The following is a 15,747-nucleotide window of genomic DNA, read 5'->3' as shown; positions in this document are numbered from 1 at the left end:
ATGTCACACGTGACAGATCACGAAAAAGAACTCTTTCTGGGTGCACGCCGCGATGCCTTCAAATGGCAGGTATTCGGCATGGTCGGCATGGCAATGGGCGTGGCCTCTATGATTGGTTGGGCGATGCTCCTTCCCTTGAAGGAAATCCGCGCGGTGCCATTCTCCATTGATCCGGACACGAAACTGCCGGTCCTGCTGACTGAAAAAGTCGAAGAACTGGAACCTTCTGAGGCGATGGCCTTCCGTGAAGTCGCAAATTATGTGCGCGACCGGGAAACCTATGATGTCCAGGACAACAACGAGCGCCTGAAATCGGTGCTGCGTCGTTCTGATGAGCTGGCCGAAACGTCCTACCGCGAACTGTGGGACGGGTCGAACGACAACCATCCGGACGAAATCTATACGCCCAAGACAAAGGTGCAGACCGAAATTCTGGGCGTGTCGCCGGTCAACGATGCGACGGTGCAGGTCGAGATCCGCAAGTCCCTGATCGTTCCAAACCAAGCAACGGCCTCAGCCCGCTACGTGGTCACAGTGACCTATGGGTTTGAGGAAAAAATCGTGACGTCGATGGACGAACTTTTGGAAAATCCATTCGGCTTCGTCGTCACCAACTATCGCGTAGACGCAATGGGAGACATCTGATGCAGCGTTCTTTCAAAACACTCACCGCCACCGCCGCAGCAGTTTTGGCATTCTCTACGCCTCTGCTCGCTGAAATCACACCGACACCGGACGGAAAGAACGCGGATCACCGCATCACGCATTTCCATTACGTCGAGAACCAGGTGTACCGCATCCCTGTGGGTGAACGCCTGATTACCTATGTTCACTTTCCGCAGGGCGAAACCGTCCGCAGCATTGGTGCGGGCGACACTGAAAGTTTTCAGATCACTCGCCTTCAGGAAGGTCGCGTTATTGCGTTCAAGCCGGAAATCCTGAACTCGGATTCAAACCTGACTGTCCTGACCAATCGCGGCACATACAACTTCTATCTGGTTCCGGCCGAGAGCGCCGCCGAACGCAAACGTGTTCCGTTCCGGGTCACGTTCTACAACAAAAACAACAGCGGCGGGACTACAACGCGCCGTGGCACGGTAGCGCGCAGCGAACCGAAACCAACAGGCCGCTTCGTCAACCAAAACTACTCGCGCTCGGGCAAAGCTGACTTCGCGCCTACTGCCGTGTGGGACGATGGCGTTCACACCATATGCAGATCCCGCAGGATGCGGAGTTGCCGGGGATCTTCCGTGTCCTGCCTGATGGCCGCGAGCTGATGGTGAACACCACAGTCAAAGAGCGCGGCATTATCCAGGTGCAAGGCCTTTCAGATCTTTGGACACTGCGCATCGAGGACACTTCGATCTGTGTACGAAACGATGGCGACGCGTTTCAGCAGGCAAGTGTGAGCGGTCGGCCCGTCACTTCACAGACAGTTAAACCGGGGGGCAGCAAGTAATGAACCGCGATCAGACAATTGCGGCACGGGCGGCGGCTGAACAGCCGTCGCAACGTGTCCGGAAGAAGTTCGACCCAAAGAAGCTGATAACTGTTGCAATCGCAGGGGCGGTGTTCCTGGGCTTTGTATGGTTTGTCATGGGCGACGAAAACAAAAGCACCAACACGGGTGTCCGCGTTGACGCTTTGCAACAAGGCGGTGGCGAGCGATACGGGCTTTTGACCGCACGGGGACCAGAGGTCGATGAGCCGGAACAAGAGGCTTTGCCCGAGGAAATTGCGGTGGCAACACCGGTAGCAGTGCCGCAGGTCGATTCCGAAGGGCTGAAACAAGCCCTGAAAACAATCGAGCAACAGAATGGCCGGATTTCCGATCTGCAAGACGAGCTGACGGACGCCAAAGTTTCGCTGTCAGAAAAAGACGGTGAAATCGCAACGCTGAACCTGACCAATGAACGCCTTCAGGTCAGATATGATGAGCGCGAGAAAAAGTTTCAGACTGAGCTTGCCCAGGCGGTTGCTGATGCAGAGGCCCGGGCGCTCGCCAGTATGAGCCACTTGCAGACTACGGGTCTGACTGATGATGAGCGGCGCAGGCTTGAAGAACTCAAGCGGATGCGCGAGCGCCAGAACCAGTCAGACGGCATCGTGTTCGATGAAAACCCATACGGCAGAAACTAATGGAGCTGACGATGAACAGAACAGCACTCACCCTCGCCCTGGTTGCTTTGGCGTCAAGCGCGATGGCACAGGAAGCACCCGGTCAAAACTACCAGCCGATCAATGGTGGATCGCAGCCGGTCATTTTCCAACCCTTCCCTGCTGCGCCGCAGCCGGTTCAAGTCCAGCCAGACGACACCCGCTTACCTGAAGAACAGCGCGGCTATCAGGAAAACCCGAATACGACATGGCAAAACAATCTGGTCGAAGAATATCCACCCATCGTCGGGGCCTCGATCATTGACGATCCGTCGCGCACCTTAACGCAAGGCACGGTCTTGTCGGCGCTATTCGGTGGGGCGGTCAGCTCGGAACTGCCCGGTAGTGTCGTGGCAACGATCACACGCGGCGTCTACTCGATGGACGGCACACGTTTGCTTCTGCCTCGTGGATCGAAGCTCTATGGCGAGTATCGAGCGGATACGACATTGGCGCAAACGCGCATCATGATTGTTTGGAGCCGTGTCATTACACCGGATGGCCTTTCCGCTCAGATCGGCTCAGTTGGCACGGACGGACAGGGCCGCACCGGCGCGACCGGCAGGGTGAACACACACTTTGGGAAGCGGTTCGGCACGGCTGCGTTGTTGTCCATCATCGGTATTGCCCCTGTGGCGCTGGTGTCTGACAGCGACAGCAACAACTCGGTCAGAACGGATCTGGCAACCCAAGTGGGGTCTAACCTGCAGAACGCCACGGCAGCGGCGCTTGATGAATACCTGCGCATCACTCCGACAATCTTTGTCGATCAGGGCAGTCGTATCAACGCGATCCTGCAGCGCGACGTTGTGTTCGATAGCTTCTGAGAGCGAGCCAATGAGCCGACCGCCTCAGCGGTCTTTCCGGCCGCTGCCAGCATGATCGAGTGCGGTAGCGGCCTTTTTTGAAGCAAATTCAGCACTTTTTGGAAGCAATGAATCTTATGTGGATGCCTTCGTGTTCGAGGCAAAGCCGAGATGCAGCGAAGGCAACCTCCAGTGTTCCAAAAAGTGCTCTACCAAGGACAAGAACATGAGCGGGCGGAACGGGAATAGCCTTCTGGAATACTATACAGGCAAGATCGAGCATCTGTTACACGATGAAAGCCTGAGCGAAATTTCTGTGAACCCTGACGGATCGGTCTGGGTCGAAGAAATGGGCACAACGCACATGACCAGGACAGACATCACTCTGAACAGAGACGATGTAGAAAACATCGGGCGCTGCGTGGCCGGTTTCAGCGATGTAACATTCGGAGAAAAGAAGCCGATTGCGACGGCCAACGTGCCGACACAGCAGGGTAAAGCGCGGGTTCAGGTCGTGATTCCGCCAGCAACAACCGGCGTGGGGTCCGTTGCGATCCGTCTCCTGCGCGTGAAAAACGTCGATCTGGGCGCGTTCAGCTTCGCCAGCAAAGAGGCGGCGTTGGCAGAAAACAACGATCATAGCGCGCTTGAAAATGCTCGGGCTGTTCTCGCTGACGGAACAATGAACTTTGACGAGCTGGCCGACCTTGCAATGCTTAGCAAATGGAACGTGATCATTGCCGGGGGCACCTCGTCCGGCAAAACCACTGTCCTCAATGCAATGCTGAAGCGCGTCGATCCGGGCGAACGGATCGTGACGATTCAAGAAGTGGCCGAGTTGGACATCGAGCAACCCAATTCTGTCGATCTGCTTGCCGACCGTTCCGAAGAAGATGGCCCTCGATCACCAACAAAGCTGCTGGAATCGGCGCTTCGCCTCCGGCCTGACCGCCTCGTCTGCGGTGAAATCCGAGGCGACGACGCGAATATGTTCTTGGAACTGGTGAACACCGGCCACGATGGATCTGTCTGCACCATGCACGCGAACTCGCCCGTAGATGCCATTGGACGGATGAGCAAAATGGTGCGTCGCGGATCTCCGACCGTTCAAAAGTCAGAAGTGGTCGATGACATCCGGGCCACCATTCACATGATCGTTCACATGAAGAAAATCGGGGACGAACGGAAGGTCAACGGCGTGATCTTCCCGCCTCTGATGACTGCTGAACAACTGAATTGAAGGAGTACAAAGATGAAGAAATTCGAGTACCGAGACGTGCCTTTTTCGGAATGCGACGACGCCAGCGAGAAATTCGCAAAGCTGGGCAAAGAAGGTTGGGAAATGGTTGGTGTCGCACGTGCAGAATTTGGCATCGTGTGCTTCTTCAAACGCGAGCTGACCGATGGCTGAGTTTCAGGATCTACCCAAAGGCAAGAAGGTCGCGATAGCCGGTACTATGGGCTTTATCGCTACCTCGGCTTGCGCGGTGTTGGTGGTCGGGCTGGCGCTCGAATACATCAACACCAGAGGCTTTCGCGGGCTGGACATCTGGGCGATCCCAGAGGTTCATGGCACAGCCTGCAGAGACGCAGCAGATCATGGGTCTGGTGGCGGTGGTCGCAGTGGGTGTTTTGACCTTTGCATTTGTGGCGGCTGCGCTGCGTGGTCCCTCAACGAAATACGGTGATGCGACCTTTGCAAAGGCCCCTCAGCTCGTCCAGGAAGGCTATGCGTCGGTTCTGAAGCTCAAAGACAAATTGGATAGTGAAATCGTGTTTGCCAAATTTGGTGAGCCAAAGGACAAAAACGCGATCTACTATAAGCCCGGCCCCGGTGTCCAAAAGCCGCACGCGATGTTCATTGCCCCGTCTGGTTCGGGCAAAACCAGCGGCTTTGTGATCCCGAATGTCCTGCGTTTCAATGGGTCTTGCGTCGTCCTGGACATCAAGGGCGAGATTTTCCAGACAACCGGCGCGCGTCGGGCAGCAATGGGCGATGAGGTTTTTGTGTTCGACCCCGAGAACCCCGACAAAAGCCACAGCTACAACCCTCTGCGCCGCGCAGCACGTGCCGACAATCTGGACCGGCGATGGGAAGAAGTGATTCAGGTTGCAACTCAGATGTTCGACACGCCCAGCTCGTCCGCGCAGGGCTTTATGGGTGGTGTTGAAGGCATGTTCTGCGCAATGGCGATGCTGGCGATCAAAAGAAAGCGGCCATACATTTCCGAAGTCCTGCGCCTGGTCAAAACGACCAAGCAAAAGGACTATGAGAAAATGGCTGAAGAAGTTGGATATGCGCGAGCTGCAGATGAGTTTCTGAATCTTGCAGCCGAAGAATCAAAATCCTGCGGTCAACGATTTCGGTTATGTTGAACTCCGGCCTGCAGCTCTGGCGCAACCCGTCGGTAGCAAGAGCCACGCAGGGCAATGACATCAACTTTGAAGATCTGCGTCGGCGCCCCAGCTCGATCTACTTTTCCGTGCCAGGGAAAAAGGTCAAAGAGTTCCGGACGCTCATTCGCCTGTTCTTCCTCGATCTGGTGAACACCATCGAAACTGTTGAGCCGGGCGAAGATGAGCCGTTCAAGGTTTTGATGCTGCTCGATGAGTTCCAACGCCTCGGCCATCTTGAGCGCGTTGTTGAAGCCTATGACACCATGCGATCGTTCGGGGGCAGGCTCGTGGTGATTTCGCAAACACTGTCGCGCCTACAGGACATTTATGGGCACGAGGGTGTGCGGGCGATGCTGGCAAACGCTGGAACCCAGATGTTTGCCGCCTCAGAGGATTCGAAGTACGCGAACATGTGTCCAGGTCCATCGGGGACAAAACGGTCATAAGCAAGTCGAAGTCTCGAGCACTCGGCAAGATGGAAATGGGCAGCATATCAGAGCGTGAAGAAGGCATTCGCCTGCTCCGGCCCGACACGTTGGCCGATTGCCTGAAAATGAAGTTGTGCTGATCCGCGAAGGCAAGATGCCGGTGATTGCAAACAAGATCCGATACTTCGAAGATCCCTATTTCATGCAGTTCCTTGGGGGTGATGCTCCAAAGATCAAGGTACATCTGGATCTTGCTGAAGAACAGGCCAGGGACACGGCAAAGGCTCTGGCGGATGCGAATCCGGCCCCTGCCCCGGTGAAAGAGGTTTCTGAAAAAGACCAGGAACTTCAGGCGGCATTTGATGCGCAGCGCACGGTCGCAAAGCGGAAAAGTCGGTCAGCGAAAGATATGGCGATGGAGAAAATGAAAGCCAAACGGGCTGAAAGTAGCGCCTTCACTTGACGGGGGTAACAGGACGCGGCCGAACCGGACCTTACTTCAATATGCAGAGAACGGCAGGAGAGAGCCCTAACCTGCTCGTGCTGCGACTTACATATATGTCCGCTTCCGTGAAGCTTACTAGAATGGCGCATTGTCAGCTTTATGCCTGCTGAGAATTGTCGTCATAGTATCGACAGCAAAAACACTCATCAAAAACCAACAGATTGACGACAGATCAAGGGAACCCCGCACGCATATAAACGATGATCTTCCAAAGGTCTTCTTCGCTCAGCGCTTCCTTGAAGGCTGGCATGTCTGTTCCGAAGCGTTCGCCGCCCTCGGAAATTGCCCAAAGAAGGTACTCGTCCCCCGACATCGGCATCTGAACGAACCATCGTAGGAGAGCGGGAGAGGGCGCGAGCGAACGTCCGGCTTCACCATCGCCCAAACCCTCAGCTCCATGACAGCTTGCGCAGTTTTCCGTATATAGCGTCTTGCCCTCCGAAACATTCTCGGGCGTTGCACGAATGGTGCTCCGAGCCCCGCGGTAGGCTGCGGGCACGTCCTCGTTCATATACGTCCAATGTCGTTGCATGCGCTGCTGCTGGCCAGGCCCCATATTGCCGTGCCCCCAACCACGCATGTGCTCAGACCTCATGTGGTTAGATCCCATTGGCCCGTGACCCCACCAATCTCCTCGTTGTTGTTGTGCGCAACCCACTGTAGCAATGGTGATAGACAGAACGCTTAAGGTAAGAGTGCGTAATCCAAGCTTCGTCATCTTCTCCTCCTTACTGTTTCCGCTCGATGAACGTCGCCTCAGGCCGCTTCGTAACTCTTGAACACCTCGGTGCTACCGTCCTTGAGGATCAAAAACACGTCGTAGGCCTCACGACGATCTTCCGGCCCCATCCCAGGGGAACCGTAGGGCATGCCAGGAACAGCAAGTCCAACAGCACTGGGTTGCTCCTCCAGCAGACGACGAATGTCTGCAACCGGCACATGCCCCTCGATCATATAGCCATCGATCTCGCCTGTGTGGCAGGACATCATTTCTTCGGGAATGCCGTTGTCCAATTTGTGGCGGACAAGCTGTGTTCCAAAGCTGCGCTCCTCGGTAATGCGAAAGCCTTCCTGCCGCAGGATGTCGATCCAAACCTGGCAACAGCCGCAGTTCGGATCCTTGAGAACACGGACGGAAGGCGTGTCTTGCGCAAACGCGGCAAATGGTACTGTGCTGGCAAAGCCAGCGGCGTAAGTCAGTACTTGGCGGCGTTTCAGGTTCATGGCGAGAGTCCTTGGTATTTCCAACTAAATTGAGCCGATTTCGTATCATTCGAGATCAAAGGTCATAATCCACGTCAAACATGCTCATGTTCGCCAACTTCCCGACGCTCGGCGAGCGCTTGGCGCACGATCTGGAAAGCAGAGGAAAGAAACAACGTTGCCATGACCGCCGCAACAATCAGGTCAGGCCAACCGCTAGCTGTGCCCCAGACGCCTAAAGCTGCAAACATAACGGCCACATTGCCAATGGCGTCATTACGCGAACATAGCCAGACAGAGCGCACATTTGCATCGCCGTCCTTGTAACGGACGAGCAAGAGAACACTTGCGAGATTGGTCATAAGAGCGAAAAAGCCAACGATGCCCATGATCTCGGCCTCCGGCACTCCGACATAGAACACCCGGTACACGGTCGATCCAAACACCCAAAGACCCATCAGCAGCAAGCTCACCCCTTTCGCCAGAGCGGCATTGGTGCGTGCACGGATTGAAGCCCCGATCACTGCCAGCGAGATACCGTAGGTCAAAGCATCCCCAAGGAAGTCTAGAGCGTCGGCCTGAAGTGCCTGAGACTTTGCATAGTGACCGGCAGTCATCTCGACGACGAACATCACCGCGTTCAGAGCAATGACAATCCACAGCCTCCTTTTGTAGTCGTCTGATACGCCGTCGAATTTGGCGTTGTGTCCGCAACATGCTGACATTGGGAAGCCCTTTTTGTATCTGTCGTGACCATAGTGTAGTGTCTCTAGTTACTAGAGGTTCAAGAGGTATTTTCATGTTTTCTATCGGGGAGCTTTCCAAGCGCACGAAGGTCAAAGTTCCGACTATCCGCTACTATGAGGAAATGGGCCTGCTTGCCGCACCAGAACGCACCGAAGGCAACCAACGGCGCTACGATGTGGCAGGGCTAGAGCGTCTCAGTTTCATCAAGCATGCACGCGATCTTGGTTTCTCAATTGAAGCGATCTCCGAATTGATTGTGCTTCAAGGCCACCCGGATCGTTCATGCCAAGCCGCAACGGACATCGCCGTCTCACAACTTTCCGAAGTAAGAGCAAAGATCAAACGACTACGGGCTCTTGAAAAAGAGCTGGTTCGGATTTCGAAGGGCTGTGATGACGAAGGAGTGTCAGAGAACTGCTATGTGCTCGCGTCTCTTGCCGATCATAAACTCTGTCACCACGATCACTAAACTATGAGCGGACATTGCTTTAGTCCCAGCGAAAGACTGTTTTGTCCGCTTCTTGCCTATTCAAACGTGGTGCAGCGAATGCCCGGAATGTCCAAGGACAAGAGTCCGTCCCAATCGGAACAGACCCCACATTACTCCAACCCGGTGGTCTCGCTGTTCCCGGCAACACATTCACCGGCGCGAACAATCATCTATCATGTCCTCCGTGGTTAAAGACTGTGTCCATCATACTCATGGACGTGGGTAGCCTGTTCGCGGGTATGGGCAATCTCTTGCACCACGGCGGCAATCTTGCTGGATGAAACTTGGTGCAGCTCACCAACAACGGCCTCCGCGCGCTCGTAGCTGTCCGGAACGCCTTGGCTGTTGAAATGGGCGGCAGCGGTGGAAATGTCCGCGTCTTTCCAAGTCGCCGTTGTGCCGATTGAAACGCTGTCATGATCGTTGTAGCGGGCCAGGAACTTGCTTCCGTCGAGACCGAAGCTGTGCGCGGTCGCCACAATGTCATCACGCACAGCCAGCCATTTTTCGGCTTCCGTGGGGTCCAGGTTGTCCAACTCGGCCGCATTCATGGATGTGGTGTAGCTGTCATCAGCCAAAGTGTATGCCTGCAGGTCGGTGTCATATGGGCGCAGTTCGGCAACATCGCCTTTCAACTCCCCGATCTGAACGTCCATTGCGGCACGCAAGTGTGGATCTTCGACCTCTCGTGCAAGAGCCTCCATGTTCTCGATGGAGTTCACGATGTCCTTGGTCTGCTGCTCGTAGTTCTCAAAGATGGCCTCCCCCAAAGCGGATTGCATATACTGAACATAGCGATCACCGGGCGACTGGTAGTCGTCGGACTCCTGAAAATCCTTGTCACCACTCAGATCCGCAAGGGACGAATAGTAAGGGTGATACAGATCGTATTCCTGAGCATCACTCATGTGCTGAGAAACCAAAGCCTGCATATCGTTCAGATCAACCGGCTCCCCTGACCGCTCCGCAGCTTCAAATTCGATTTTGAATTCTTCGACCAGATCTTGTTGCGCAGTATGTTCGTCAACACGGCGGTTGGCCTGGTCCTCGATGTCGAAGCTGTTTGAGGCGATGGCTGCACGATCAAAGCCCATCGCCTGCTGTTCTTTCCTGATGATGTCGATCTGCTCTGAAACGCGATCTTCACGCGGGGCGGATTGATCAAATCTGGAATAGGGTGCGAAGTGTTCGACTTCGTTCAAAAGATAGTCTGTACGCGAAACCATAGTTTTTCCTTTGCGAGTTGATGGAAAACTCTGTGATGGGTCTGCCTGGGGCGTTGGCGCGCGCATCAGGCAGACCGGTTAAAGTCCTTACAAGCTGTGCCCGTCATCGTCACCGCGCCCCTGCAAGAGCGGGTGCGTTGCGTGGGCGTGAACGTCTGAAAGTTCTTCTGAGATTGCGATGATCCTGGAAGACGCAAGCTGGTGCAGCTCGTCAACAACGGCCTCAGCGCGGTCGTGGCTGTCGGGTAATCCTTGCGCCTGGAAGTGGGCCGCGGCGGTCGAAATGTCGTCGCTGCGCCATCCCATTGTTGTACCCAGGGTGACGTTCTGATGATCGCCAAAGCGGGCAACGAACGCCTCGCCATCGAGGCCGTAGCTGCTGGCCGTGTCGGTGACTTCTTTGCGGATCGCTGCCCACTTGCCGGCCTCTGAATAATCCAAGACATCCATTTCGGCAGTGCCCATTCCCATCATCGTTGAATAGCGGCGGTCCTCGATGATGAAGGCTTGAAGGTCCGGATCGTTGGTGCGCAGGTCCGCAACGTCGCCCTTCAACTCGCCAATTTGAATATCCATAGCGACACGCAGATGAGGGTCGTCAACCTCACGGGCCAGCCCTTCCATCTTGTCGATGGATTGCAGCAATTCTTTGGTCTGAGTCTGGAAGTCCTCATAGGCCCCCTTGCCCAAGGTGTCCTGTATATAGACCTCGTACCGGCGTGCTGCCGGGGCATAATCAGCGGACGACTGGAACGCCTTGTCATCGACAATATCAGCAAGGGCAGACAGATACGGATGGCTCTGTTCGTTGTCCCGAACGTCGCTGATATGGGCAACAACCTGAGCCTTCAGCTCGGGTGCGATTGTTTCCTCAGAACCGCCTAATTCGATGTGTCGCCGCAAGTTGCTCATGACTTCGGGCGACACATAAGACGGGTCTCCTGGCTCGCCGTAATCATCAAAATGATGGGCTTGATCCAGCAGATGTTCCATTCTCGATACCATAGGTTCCTCACTTTCAACGAGTTGGATGGCAAACTCTTCGATCCGGTCTTTGACAGCGTTGGCGCGCTCATCAAACAGATCCGACATTCTTGCGATGGAGAGTGTCATCACATCACCGGCCATGTCGCGGGCCGTAACTTCAACCTCCGGAGTGCTTTCAACAACAGACAGTCCGGCCTGAACCTTCCACGTGTCGGTCTCAACTTCCTGCCGCAAACCGCGCTCAAGGCGGGTCGTTGCGGTCAGCTCAATTCCGTATCCTTCGGCAACCTCAACCTGGATAGAGCGCTGAACGTCGATGTTCATGTCGCTGCTCATACCCATAGCCAACCACTGCCCATGTTCCACGCCTCGGTTATTCACAACGATGTGGACATGGGGGTTGTCAGTGTCGTTGTGGAACACGGTCAGATAGTCCCAGGTATCGCCAAAATCACCGCTCCCAAACAGGCGATCCGCGAAGTCCAAACCGGCCTCATGCGCGGCATCCGGATAGGTGCCTTCGGGAAAAGAAACGATCATGTGACGGGTATAACCATAGTTGGTTTTCCCGTTGAAATCCTCGGCCCAGGTCTCGATCAGATCACTCACCTGATCGGCATCGAGCGGGGTCACACCATTGTCGCGGATGTCCAACACGCCCTCTGCCCTGACGGTCAGGTAATTGATCTGGCGGCGCAGCTCATGCGCTTTTTTCACCCCACCTTTGCGGACGTGTTTCACAACCGCCTCGGGCTTTCCAACCACAGCACCAAGCCGCGCCTTGATGGATGAGGCCCGCGAGATCATGAACTTCATGCGCTTGGCGGTTTGCAGCTGCTGGCTGATCTGCTTGGACCGATCGATACCCTTCTGCGCTTCCCGGAAGGCTAGCTCCAGAAAGTCCCCTGCCGTCAAATTGTGAGCCGCGACGTTCATGCTTCAGATGTCCTCTCATCGTCGCGCAAGATTCGGCGAATGGCGGAGTCTGGCTCTCGGTTTCGGCGGGCCGCGGTGATCAGCGCCTTCAGGTCTTGCCGGTGCTGGATGATCGCACGATGGAGGTTTTCGACATCGCGCCGGTCGTCATCGGTCCAGATCACCGAACCGCGTTTGGCCGATTTTGCGAGCTGATTGAGGTTGGTGTATCCACCCTGAACCTGCCGCAAGTGCGTCTGCCAGAGATCGACAACGGCCGGGTCAGGATCGAGATACCCGATCAGACGATAGATCAGTCGTTGGATGATCTGGTTGCGGCTCTTGGCCCCAAGCGACTGCACGGCCTCCTCCAAACGCACCAACGCATCTGACGGCAATCGAACGGAAAAGACAGTGGTGTCGCCGGGCTTGCTCAATGTATACCTCTGGTTGTTTTTATGACTTGTAACACAACTACCTTATCCTGTCATACTCTCCAAGAGGAAACCGGGGGTGATTTTAGAAATCCGTATTTTCTCAAATTGCCCCCGGAACAGTTTTGCTCTTGGAGGCAATCTCCACGCCGGGAAAAGGGTCCTGCCCCTTTTCCAGCCAGCAGGCGTGGGTGCCGGTGGACCGGCGCAGGGCAATCACGCAAAGCGGGAGCTGCCCGAACAGCGCCCGTCACATACCGGCACGTTCAAGGTCAGTATGGCATTTTCCGCGCGCCTCAGCGCGCTCAATGTCCCGCCGCTTTCGCGGCGGGTGTGGCAGGGGTCGTGCTGCCGCATTGGGGCAGGTCGGCACCCCTGCCCGGTCTTAGACCGCGCGCCACCTGTGGCGCATATGTGGTCCGGCCTGCGGCCGGAGCAGAAGAAAGGGCGGCTTGCGCCGCCCTGCCCTCCCGTCATTCGGTGACGGGATCGTCATCGGTGCGCTTCGGGAAGGCCACCATCTCAACGCCAGGGAACATGCTGTGCCAGACCTGGATCGAGGTGATGGTGCCGGTCTCATCGGTATTGACGAAGAGCACCCCGCATCGATCCCAGAATGTCTTGCCTTCTTTTTCACCGGTCTTGACGCTCAGTTTCAGAGTTTGAGTTGCCATTGTTTGATCCTCGCTATGGCGTGTTTCGATGAACAAGGGAAAAGCGGGCATCAAGGGATGTCAGCAGGAATTTGATCCGCGCGGAATGCGCCGCAGGCGCAGGGGACATTCCTTGTTGAAGCGCGGCGCCGGCCGGGCGCCGCGATGACTGCCCGCTTATGTTCATCCCTTCAGAAACACCGCAGCCGAGGATCTTCTCCGGCAACGTACTTGAAACTGTCAGACCTGGTGAAAGGCAAGGCTTTCTGGGATCGCTGCGCGCGGAACATCTGAACAAAACGATGTCTTTGATGGCGGCAACATCACCTCGATCCGACACAGGCGCGGCGCTCAGTTCTAAGTTGGGGGTTGCCCTTCTGGGTCGGTATGACCGTCGTCGCAAAGGATGAAGAATGACGGACGGTGCAAACCGCCCTATCCAACTGGCGGAGGCCAAAGACCGGACGGTCCGGCCCTGGTCCGTGCTTGTGCGGATCAGGTAAACAGCCGGACTCAATTTGGATTGGCGGGTTCGGTAGGACGCCCCGGTAATCCGCAAGAACTCTCTCAAGCGCTGTCGCGGGGCGAGACCGGCGCACGGGCAGATACAGTGATGAGTACGCCAAGAAAAAGGCCCACCGAAGCGGGCCACGAGTTTAACCAAAGGAAAATCTGGAGGTATTCTTTACAGGCTAACGCTTGCGCGCGCGATCGACAACACCGTCAGCTGTGATCGTGGCAATGCGATCCTCTGTGCGGCGGGTCATTTCCACCCCGTCACCGTCATATGCGCCTCGGCAAATTCCGTGAACTTGAAGATGCTGCCATCTGCTTCAACATGGGTTTCGTCCTCTGCCGAGCGCCGCTTCACCGATCCGTCATGGCGGATTTCGATGATCGTGTTGTCGGCCATTCGGACCGTCACGGTATGCTCATCTACAGCGACACCTGCCACCAGGCATCTGCATCGCGGCGCACAACAATGCGGTTTGGGTGCAGCTTGATCTGCACGTCCTGTACCTCGTCCGGATCAGCGGCTTTGACGACCACGATGGCCTCCTGCGCGCTGGGATCACCATGGATCGACGCGCTCCCGTTTTTTGGCGGCCAGAGCTTCGGCTGTGTGCGCGGCTTGCCCTTCTGGTCTGTATGAAACCCGACGAACATCTGCGCGGATTTCCAGACGCGGCGGGCGGCTTTTTCAACCGTAGACGGAGCTGCATCGGTGGACATGGTGGATAGCCTTTAAAGTGGGTTAATTCACGTGCATTTTCGGGGTGAGCGTCACACCCACAGCGCTCAGCACTTTCAGCACCGTGCCAAACTCGGGATTGCCATTTTCGCTAAGTGCGCGGTAGAGGCTTTCCCGAGACAGACCAGATTTGTCGGCCACACTCGACATACCTTTGGCCTTGGCAACATCGCCAAGTGCCGACGCGATCAGCGCCGTGTCGCTGGTTTCAAAAGCCGCTTCAAGATAGGCTTGAATGGCTTCCGGGCTGTCCAGATAGTCAGCCGCTTCAAACTTCGTTGTTTTGACACCCATGTTTTTCACTCCAACTCTCTTGCCATCGCCTTGGCGGTTTTGATGTCGGCTTGCTGGGATGACTTGTCTCCCCCGCACAGCAAAACGATCAAAACGTCACCGCGCGACACATAGTAAACGCGATACCCCTTCCCTTCGGAGATACGCAGTTCACTCACACCTTCACCAACCGGTTTCACATCACCGGGATTGCCCAGGCTCAACCGCGTGATGCGAACCAAGATCCTGGCTCTCGCCCTTTGGTCCTTCAGGCCCTTGAGCCACTTGTCGAACAGGTCCGTCTTACGAATTTCTATCATACCTATATGTAGCCTACAGGCTACAAACTTTCAAGTCAAAACAACCTATACCATTGAACTAAAATCAAAAATCATTGCTGAAAAGCAGGGCGCGTTGCGCCTGCCCTGCCAGTTTCAGAAGCAATCCGGCACCCATGCATCGATCCGGGCTTTCTGTGCCTCGGTCACGCCCAGTGCCTTTTGATGCTCTGGATCATTGAAGAGCTTGTGCAGCGCCTCGTTCTTGGCACCCTTTTTGGATTTCGCGAAGGCTTTGAACATGTCGGCGTCGATGTGCAGGTCCAGCAGGTCTTTGTAGAGATCATCCAGCTGCCAGCCTTTCAGACGCTTGAAGCAGTTTTCAGCCGAAGGGGTCCAGATCGCGCGCATGTCAGCCTCGATCTCAGCCTCGATCTCCGCCATGAACTCCGGGCGTTGGGTCAGAAACCGCCGGGGAAAAACCCGTGATCTCACCATTGCGGGTCTTCTTGCCCAGATCGCGAAACGCTTTGAACGCTTCCACGCTGCCTTGTGCGGCAATCTCGTGGAACTGGTCATAGGCTGCCTGTGCCGCTTCATCCCGTTCTCCGCCAAGACGCGGGTCGAGGATGAACTGGTCATCGATCTCGGGTGTGTTCCGCTCGGCACCACCATAGCCAAACCCAAACAGATTGCTGCTCAGACCGGAGGCCGGGGTGGCAAAGAAAGCAAACAGGCTCAACACATAATCAGGCTTGTCCAGCAGGGCCGTTTGAACCGCTGCCAGCCGGATCGCCACCATGTCGTCGATGAACTTCTGCGAATAAACTGGTTTTGGTTCTTCCTTGATCTCCGGTTCTTTGACCGGGGCCAGAACACCAGCCTCAATGGCAGCCTGAACATGTTCCGCCGCGACATAGGCCGGGGATGTTTTGATCTCGCCATTGTTGGTGACATAGACAAACACGCCGGACAGCTTGCGCTGCGCGTCAGAAT

22 protein-coding genes and 1 pseudogene are annotated in these 15,747 nt (G+C 55.8%); 10 read left to right on the top strand and 13 right to left on the bottom strand.

Annotated elements, in window-relative coordinates; translation table 11 throughout:
• The 9 genes from ACR3FB_RS23380 (at position 1) to ACR3FB_RS23340 (ending at position 6,251) form a co-directional block, all read left to right on the top strand.
• Entirely contained in the window at positions 1-645 is a 645-nt protein-coding gene (locus tag ACR3FB_RS23380) for a VirB8 family type IV secretion system protein (RefSeq protein ID WP_170417982.1), read from the top strand.
• The gene (locus ACR3FB_RS23375; protein ID WP_480566948.1) at positions 645-1,277 is read left to right on the top strand and encodes a TrbG/VirB9 family P-type conjugative transfer protein; all 633 of its coding nucleotides are present in this window, start codon (positions 645-647) and stop codon (positions 1,275-1,277) included. The genes ACR3FB_RS23380 and ACR3FB_RS23375 overlap by 1 nt, the downstream gene beginning before the upstream one ends.
• 181 nt (positions 1,278-1,458) lie before the next feature.
• On the top strand, positions 1,459-2,139 hold the full coding sequence (locus ACR3FB_RS23370; RefSeq protein WP_170417989.1) for a hypothetical protein: 681 nt from the start codon (positions 1,459-1,461) through the stop codon (positions 2,137-2,139).
• Positions 2,140-2,150: 11 nt separating this feature from the next.
• On the top strand, positions 2,151-2,984 hold the full coding sequence (locus ACR3FB_RS23365) for a TraB/TrbI/VirB10 family type IV secretion system protein (RefSeq protein ID WP_170417992.1): 834 nt from the start codon (positions 2,151-2,153) through the stop codon (positions 2,982-2,984).
• Positions 2,985-3,189: 205 nt separating this feature from the next.
• Positions 3,190-4,203 (top strand): ATPase, T2SS/T4P/T4SS family, encoded by a 1,014-nt coding sequence (locus tag ACR3FB_RS23360; RefSeq protein ID WP_170417994.1) that lies wholly within the window; start codon positions 3,190-3,192, stop codon positions 4,201-4,203.
• Positions 4,204-4,215: 12 nt separating this feature from the next.
• Complete coding sequence (locus tag ACR3FB_RS23355) at positions 4,216-4,374, top strand: hypothetical protein (RefSeq protein WP_170417997.1); 159 nt, start codon at positions 4,216-4,218, stop codon at positions 4,372-4,374.
• Positions 4,375-4,532: 158 nt separating this feature from the next.
• Positions 4,533-5,339 (top strand): type IV secretory system conjugative DNA transfer family protein, encoded by an 807-nt coding sequence (locus ACR3FB_RS23350; RefSeq protein WP_480566946.1) that lies wholly within the window; start codon positions 4,533-4,535, stop codon positions 5,337-5,339.
• On the top strand, positions 5,333-5,806 hold the full coding sequence (locus ACR3FB_RS23345) for a type IV secretory system conjugative DNA transfer family protein (RefSeq protein WP_480566944.1): 474 nt from the start codon (positions 5,333-5,335) through the stop codon (positions 5,804-5,806). The genes ACR3FB_RS23350 and ACR3FB_RS23345 overlap by 7 nt, the downstream gene beginning before the upstream one ends.
• A 115-nt stretch (positions 5,807-5,921) precedes the next feature.
• Positions 5,922-6,251: a hypothetical protein gene (locus tag ACR3FB_RS23340; protein WP_480566942.1), complete on the top strand. Its 330-nt coding sequence runs from the start codon at positions 5,922-5,924 to the stop codon at positions 6,249-6,251.
• Positions 6,252-6,465: 214 nt separating this feature from the next.
• Here the strand turns inward: ACR3FB_RS23340 and ACR3FB_RS23335 are convergent, their stop codons facing one another.
• The 3 genes from ACR3FB_RS23335 to ACR3FB_RS23325 form a co-directional block, all read right to left on the bottom strand.
• Positions 6,466-6,888, bottom strand: a complete 423-nt coding sequence (locus ACR3FB_RS23335; protein ID WP_170474328.1) for a c-type cytochrome — start codon at positions 6,886-6,888, stop codon at positions 6,466-6,468.
• A gap of 161 nt (positions 6,889-7,049) precedes the next feature.
• Positions 7,050-7,517: a DUF411 domain-containing protein gene (locus ACR3FB_RS23330; RefSeq protein WP_170417767.1), complete on the bottom strand. Its 468-nt coding sequence runs from the start codon at positions 7,515-7,517 to the stop codon at positions 7,050-7,052.
• A gap of 74 nt (positions 7,518-7,591) precedes the next feature.
• On the bottom strand, positions 7,592-8,221 hold the full coding sequence (locus ACR3FB_RS23325) for a cation efflux transmembrane domain-containing protein (protein WP_170417770.1): 630 nt from the start codon (positions 8,219-8,221) through the stop codon (positions 7,592-7,594).
• Between the two features lie 74 nt (positions 8,222-8,295).
• Between ACR3FB_RS23325 and ACR3FB_RS23320 the strand changes: the two genes are divergently transcribed.
• Complete coding sequence (locus ACR3FB_RS23320) at positions 8,296-8,712, top strand: MerR family transcriptional regulator (RefSeq protein ID WP_170417773.1); 417 nt, start codon at positions 8,296-8,298, stop codon at positions 8,710-8,712.
• 209 nt (positions 8,713-8,921) lie between these two features.
• Here ACR3FB_RS23320 and ACR3FB_RS23315 read toward each other — a convergent pair whose 3' ends face one another.
• The 10 genes and pseudogenes from ACR3FB_RS23315 to ACR3FB_RS23270 form a co-directional block, all read right to left on the bottom strand.
• The gene (locus ACR3FB_RS23315) at positions 8,922-9,959 is read right to left on the bottom strand and encodes a hypothetical protein (protein ID WP_170417776.1); all 1,038 of its coding nucleotides are present in this window, start codon (positions 9,957-9,959) and stop codon (positions 8,922-8,924) included.
• Positions 9,960-10,046: 87 nt separating this feature from the next.
• Positions 10,047-11,882: a relaxase/mobilization nuclease domain-containing protein gene (locus ACR3FB_RS23310; protein WP_170417779.1), complete on the bottom strand. Its 1,836-nt coding sequence runs from the start codon at positions 11,880-11,882 to the stop codon at positions 10,047-10,049.
• Positions 11,879-12,298, bottom strand: a complete 420-nt coding sequence (locus ACR3FB_RS23305; protein ID WP_170417782.1) for a hypothetical protein — start codon at positions 12,296-12,298, stop codon at positions 11,879-11,881. Before ACR3FB_RS23305 ends, ACR3FB_RS23310 begins: the two co-directional genes overlap by 4 nt.
• Before the next feature lie 470 nt (positions 12,299-12,768).
• Positions 12,769-12,969: a hypothetical protein gene (locus ACR3FB_RS23300; RefSeq protein WP_480566940.1), complete on the bottom strand. Its 201-nt coding sequence runs from the start codon at positions 12,967-12,969 to the stop codon at positions 12,769-12,771.
• 742 nt (positions 12,970-13,711) lie between these two features.
• Positions 13,712-13,903, bottom strand: coding sequence for a hypothetical protein (locus ACR3FB_RS23295; protein ID WP_480566938.1), 192 nt, complete (start codon positions 13,901-13,903; stop codon positions 13,712-13,714).
• Positions 13,885-14,181 carry a hypothetical protein gene (locus ACR3FB_RS23290; protein WP_480566936.1) on the bottom strand — a complete coding sequence of 99 codons (297 nt, stop codon included), beginning with the start codon at positions 14,179-14,181 and terminating at the stop codon, positions 13,885-13,887. Before ACR3FB_RS23290 ends, ACR3FB_RS23295 begins: the two co-directional genes overlap by 19 nt.
• A 22-nt stretch (positions 14,182-14,203) precedes the next feature.
• Positions 14,204-14,494: an addiction module antidote protein gene (locus tag ACR3FB_RS23285; RefSeq protein ID WP_152460667.1), complete on the bottom strand. Its 291-nt coding sequence runs from the start codon at positions 14,492-14,494 to the stop codon at positions 14,204-14,206.
• Between the two features lie 5 nt (positions 14,495-14,499).
• The gene (locus ACR3FB_RS23280) at positions 14,500-14,793 is read right to left on the bottom strand and encodes a type II toxin-antitoxin system RelE/ParE family toxin (RefSeq protein WP_170417791.1); all 294 of its coding nucleotides are present in this window, start codon (positions 14,791-14,793) and stop codon (positions 14,500-14,502) included.
• Between the two features lie 114 nt (positions 14,794-14,907).
• On the bottom strand, positions 14,908-15,195 hold the full coding sequence (locus tag ACR3FB_RS23275) for a hypothetical protein (protein ID WP_480566934.1): 288 nt from the start codon (positions 15,193-15,195) through the stop codon (positions 14,908-14,910).
• Positions 15,176-15,747: pseudogene (locus tag ACR3FB_RS23270) on the bottom strand (ParB/RepB/Spo0J family partition protein); the annotation flags it as partial. The pseudogene ACR3FB_RS23270 and the gene ACR3FB_RS23275, both read right to left, overlap by 20 nt.

Source organism: Ruegeria sp. AO1 (genome assembly GCF_056535985.1).
The sequence above is the reverse complement of the archived record's forward strand: the minus strand, read 5'-3'. Positions and strand labels throughout refer to the sequence as shown.

What these genes read in the sequence shown, in the direction of transcription:
- ACR3FB_RS23380 (WP_170417982.1), top strand. Translation starts at nt 1, where the DNA reads ATGTCACACGTGACAGATCACGAAAAAGAACTCTTTCTGGGTGCACGC.
- ACR3FB_RS23375 (WP_480566948.1), top strand. Translation starts at nt 645, where the DNA reads ATGCAGCGTTCTTTCAAAACACTCACCGCCACCGCCGCAGCAGTTTTG.
- ACR3FB_RS23370 (WP_170417989.1), top strand. Translation starts at nt 1,459, where the DNA reads ATGAACCGCGATCAGACAATTGCGGCACGGGCGGCGGCTGAACAGCCG.
- ACR3FB_RS23365 (WP_170417992.1), top strand. Translation starts at nt 2,151, where the DNA reads ATGAACAGAACAGCACTCACCCTCGCCCTGGTTGCTTTGGCGTCAAGC.
- ACR3FB_RS23360 (WP_170417994.1), top strand. Translation starts at nt 3,190, where the DNA reads ATGAGCGGGCGGAACGGGAATAGCCTTCTGGAATACTATACAGGCAAG.
- ACR3FB_RS23355 (WP_170417997.1), top strand. Translation starts at nt 4,216, where the DNA reads ATGAAGAAATTCGAGTACCGAGACGTGCCTTTTTCGGAATGCGACGAC.
- ACR3FB_RS23350 (WP_480566946.1), top strand. Translation starts at nt 4,533, where the DNA reads ATGGCACAGCCTGCAGAGACGCAGCAGATCATGGGTCTGGTGGCGGTG.
- ACR3FB_RS23345 (WP_480566944.1), top strand. Translation starts at nt 5,333, where the DNA reads ATGTTGAACTCCGGCCTGCAGCTCTGGCGCAACCCGTCGGTAGCAAGA.
- ACR3FB_RS23335 (WP_170474328.1), bottom strand. Translation starts at nt 6,888, where the DNA reads ATGAGGTCTGAGCACATGCGTGGTTGGGGGCACGGCAATATGGGGCCT.
- ACR3FB_RS23330 (WP_170417767.1), bottom strand. Translation starts at nt 7,517, where the DNA reads ATGAACCTGAAACGCCGCCAAGTACTGACTTACGCCGCTGGCTTTGCC.
- ACR3FB_RS23325 (WP_170417770.1), bottom strand. Translation starts at nt 8,221, where the DNA reads ATGTCAGCATGTTGCGGACACAACGCCAAATTCGACGGCGTATCAGAC.
- ACR3FB_RS23320 (WP_170417773.1), top strand. Translation starts at nt 8,296, where the DNA reads ATGTTTTCTATCGGGGAGCTTTCCAAGCGCACGAAGGTCAAAGTTCCG.
- ACR3FB_RS23315 (WP_170417776.1), bottom strand. Translation starts at nt 9,959, where the DNA reads ATGGTTTCGCGTACAGACTATCTTTTGAACGAAGTCGAACACTTCGCA.
- ACR3FB_RS23310 (WP_170417779.1), bottom strand. Translation starts at nt 11,882, where the DNA reads ATGAACGTCGCGGCTCACAATTTGACGGCAGGGGACTTTCTGGAGCTA.
- ACR3FB_RS23300 (WP_480566940.1), bottom strand. Translation starts at nt 12,969, where the DNA reads ATGGCAACTCAAACTCTGAAACTGAGCGTCAAGACCGGTGAAAAAGAA.
- ACR3FB_RS23290 (WP_480566936.1), bottom strand. Translation starts at nt 14,181, where the DNA reads ATGTCCACCGATGCAGCTCCGTCTACGGTTGAAAAAGCCGCCCGCCGC.
- ACR3FB_RS23285 (WP_152460667.1), bottom strand. Translation starts at nt 14,494, where the DNA reads ATGGGTGTCAAAACAACGAAGTTTGAAGCGGCTGACTATCTGGACAGC.
- ACR3FB_RS23280 (WP_170417791.1), bottom strand. Translation starts at nt 14,793, where the DNA reads ATGATAGAAATTCGTAAGACGGACCTGTTCGACAAGTGGCTCAAGGGC.
- ACR3FB_RS23275 (WP_480566934.1), bottom strand. Translation starts at nt 15,195, where the DNA reads ATGGCGGAGATCGAGGCTGAGATCGAGGCTGACATGCGCGCGATCTGG.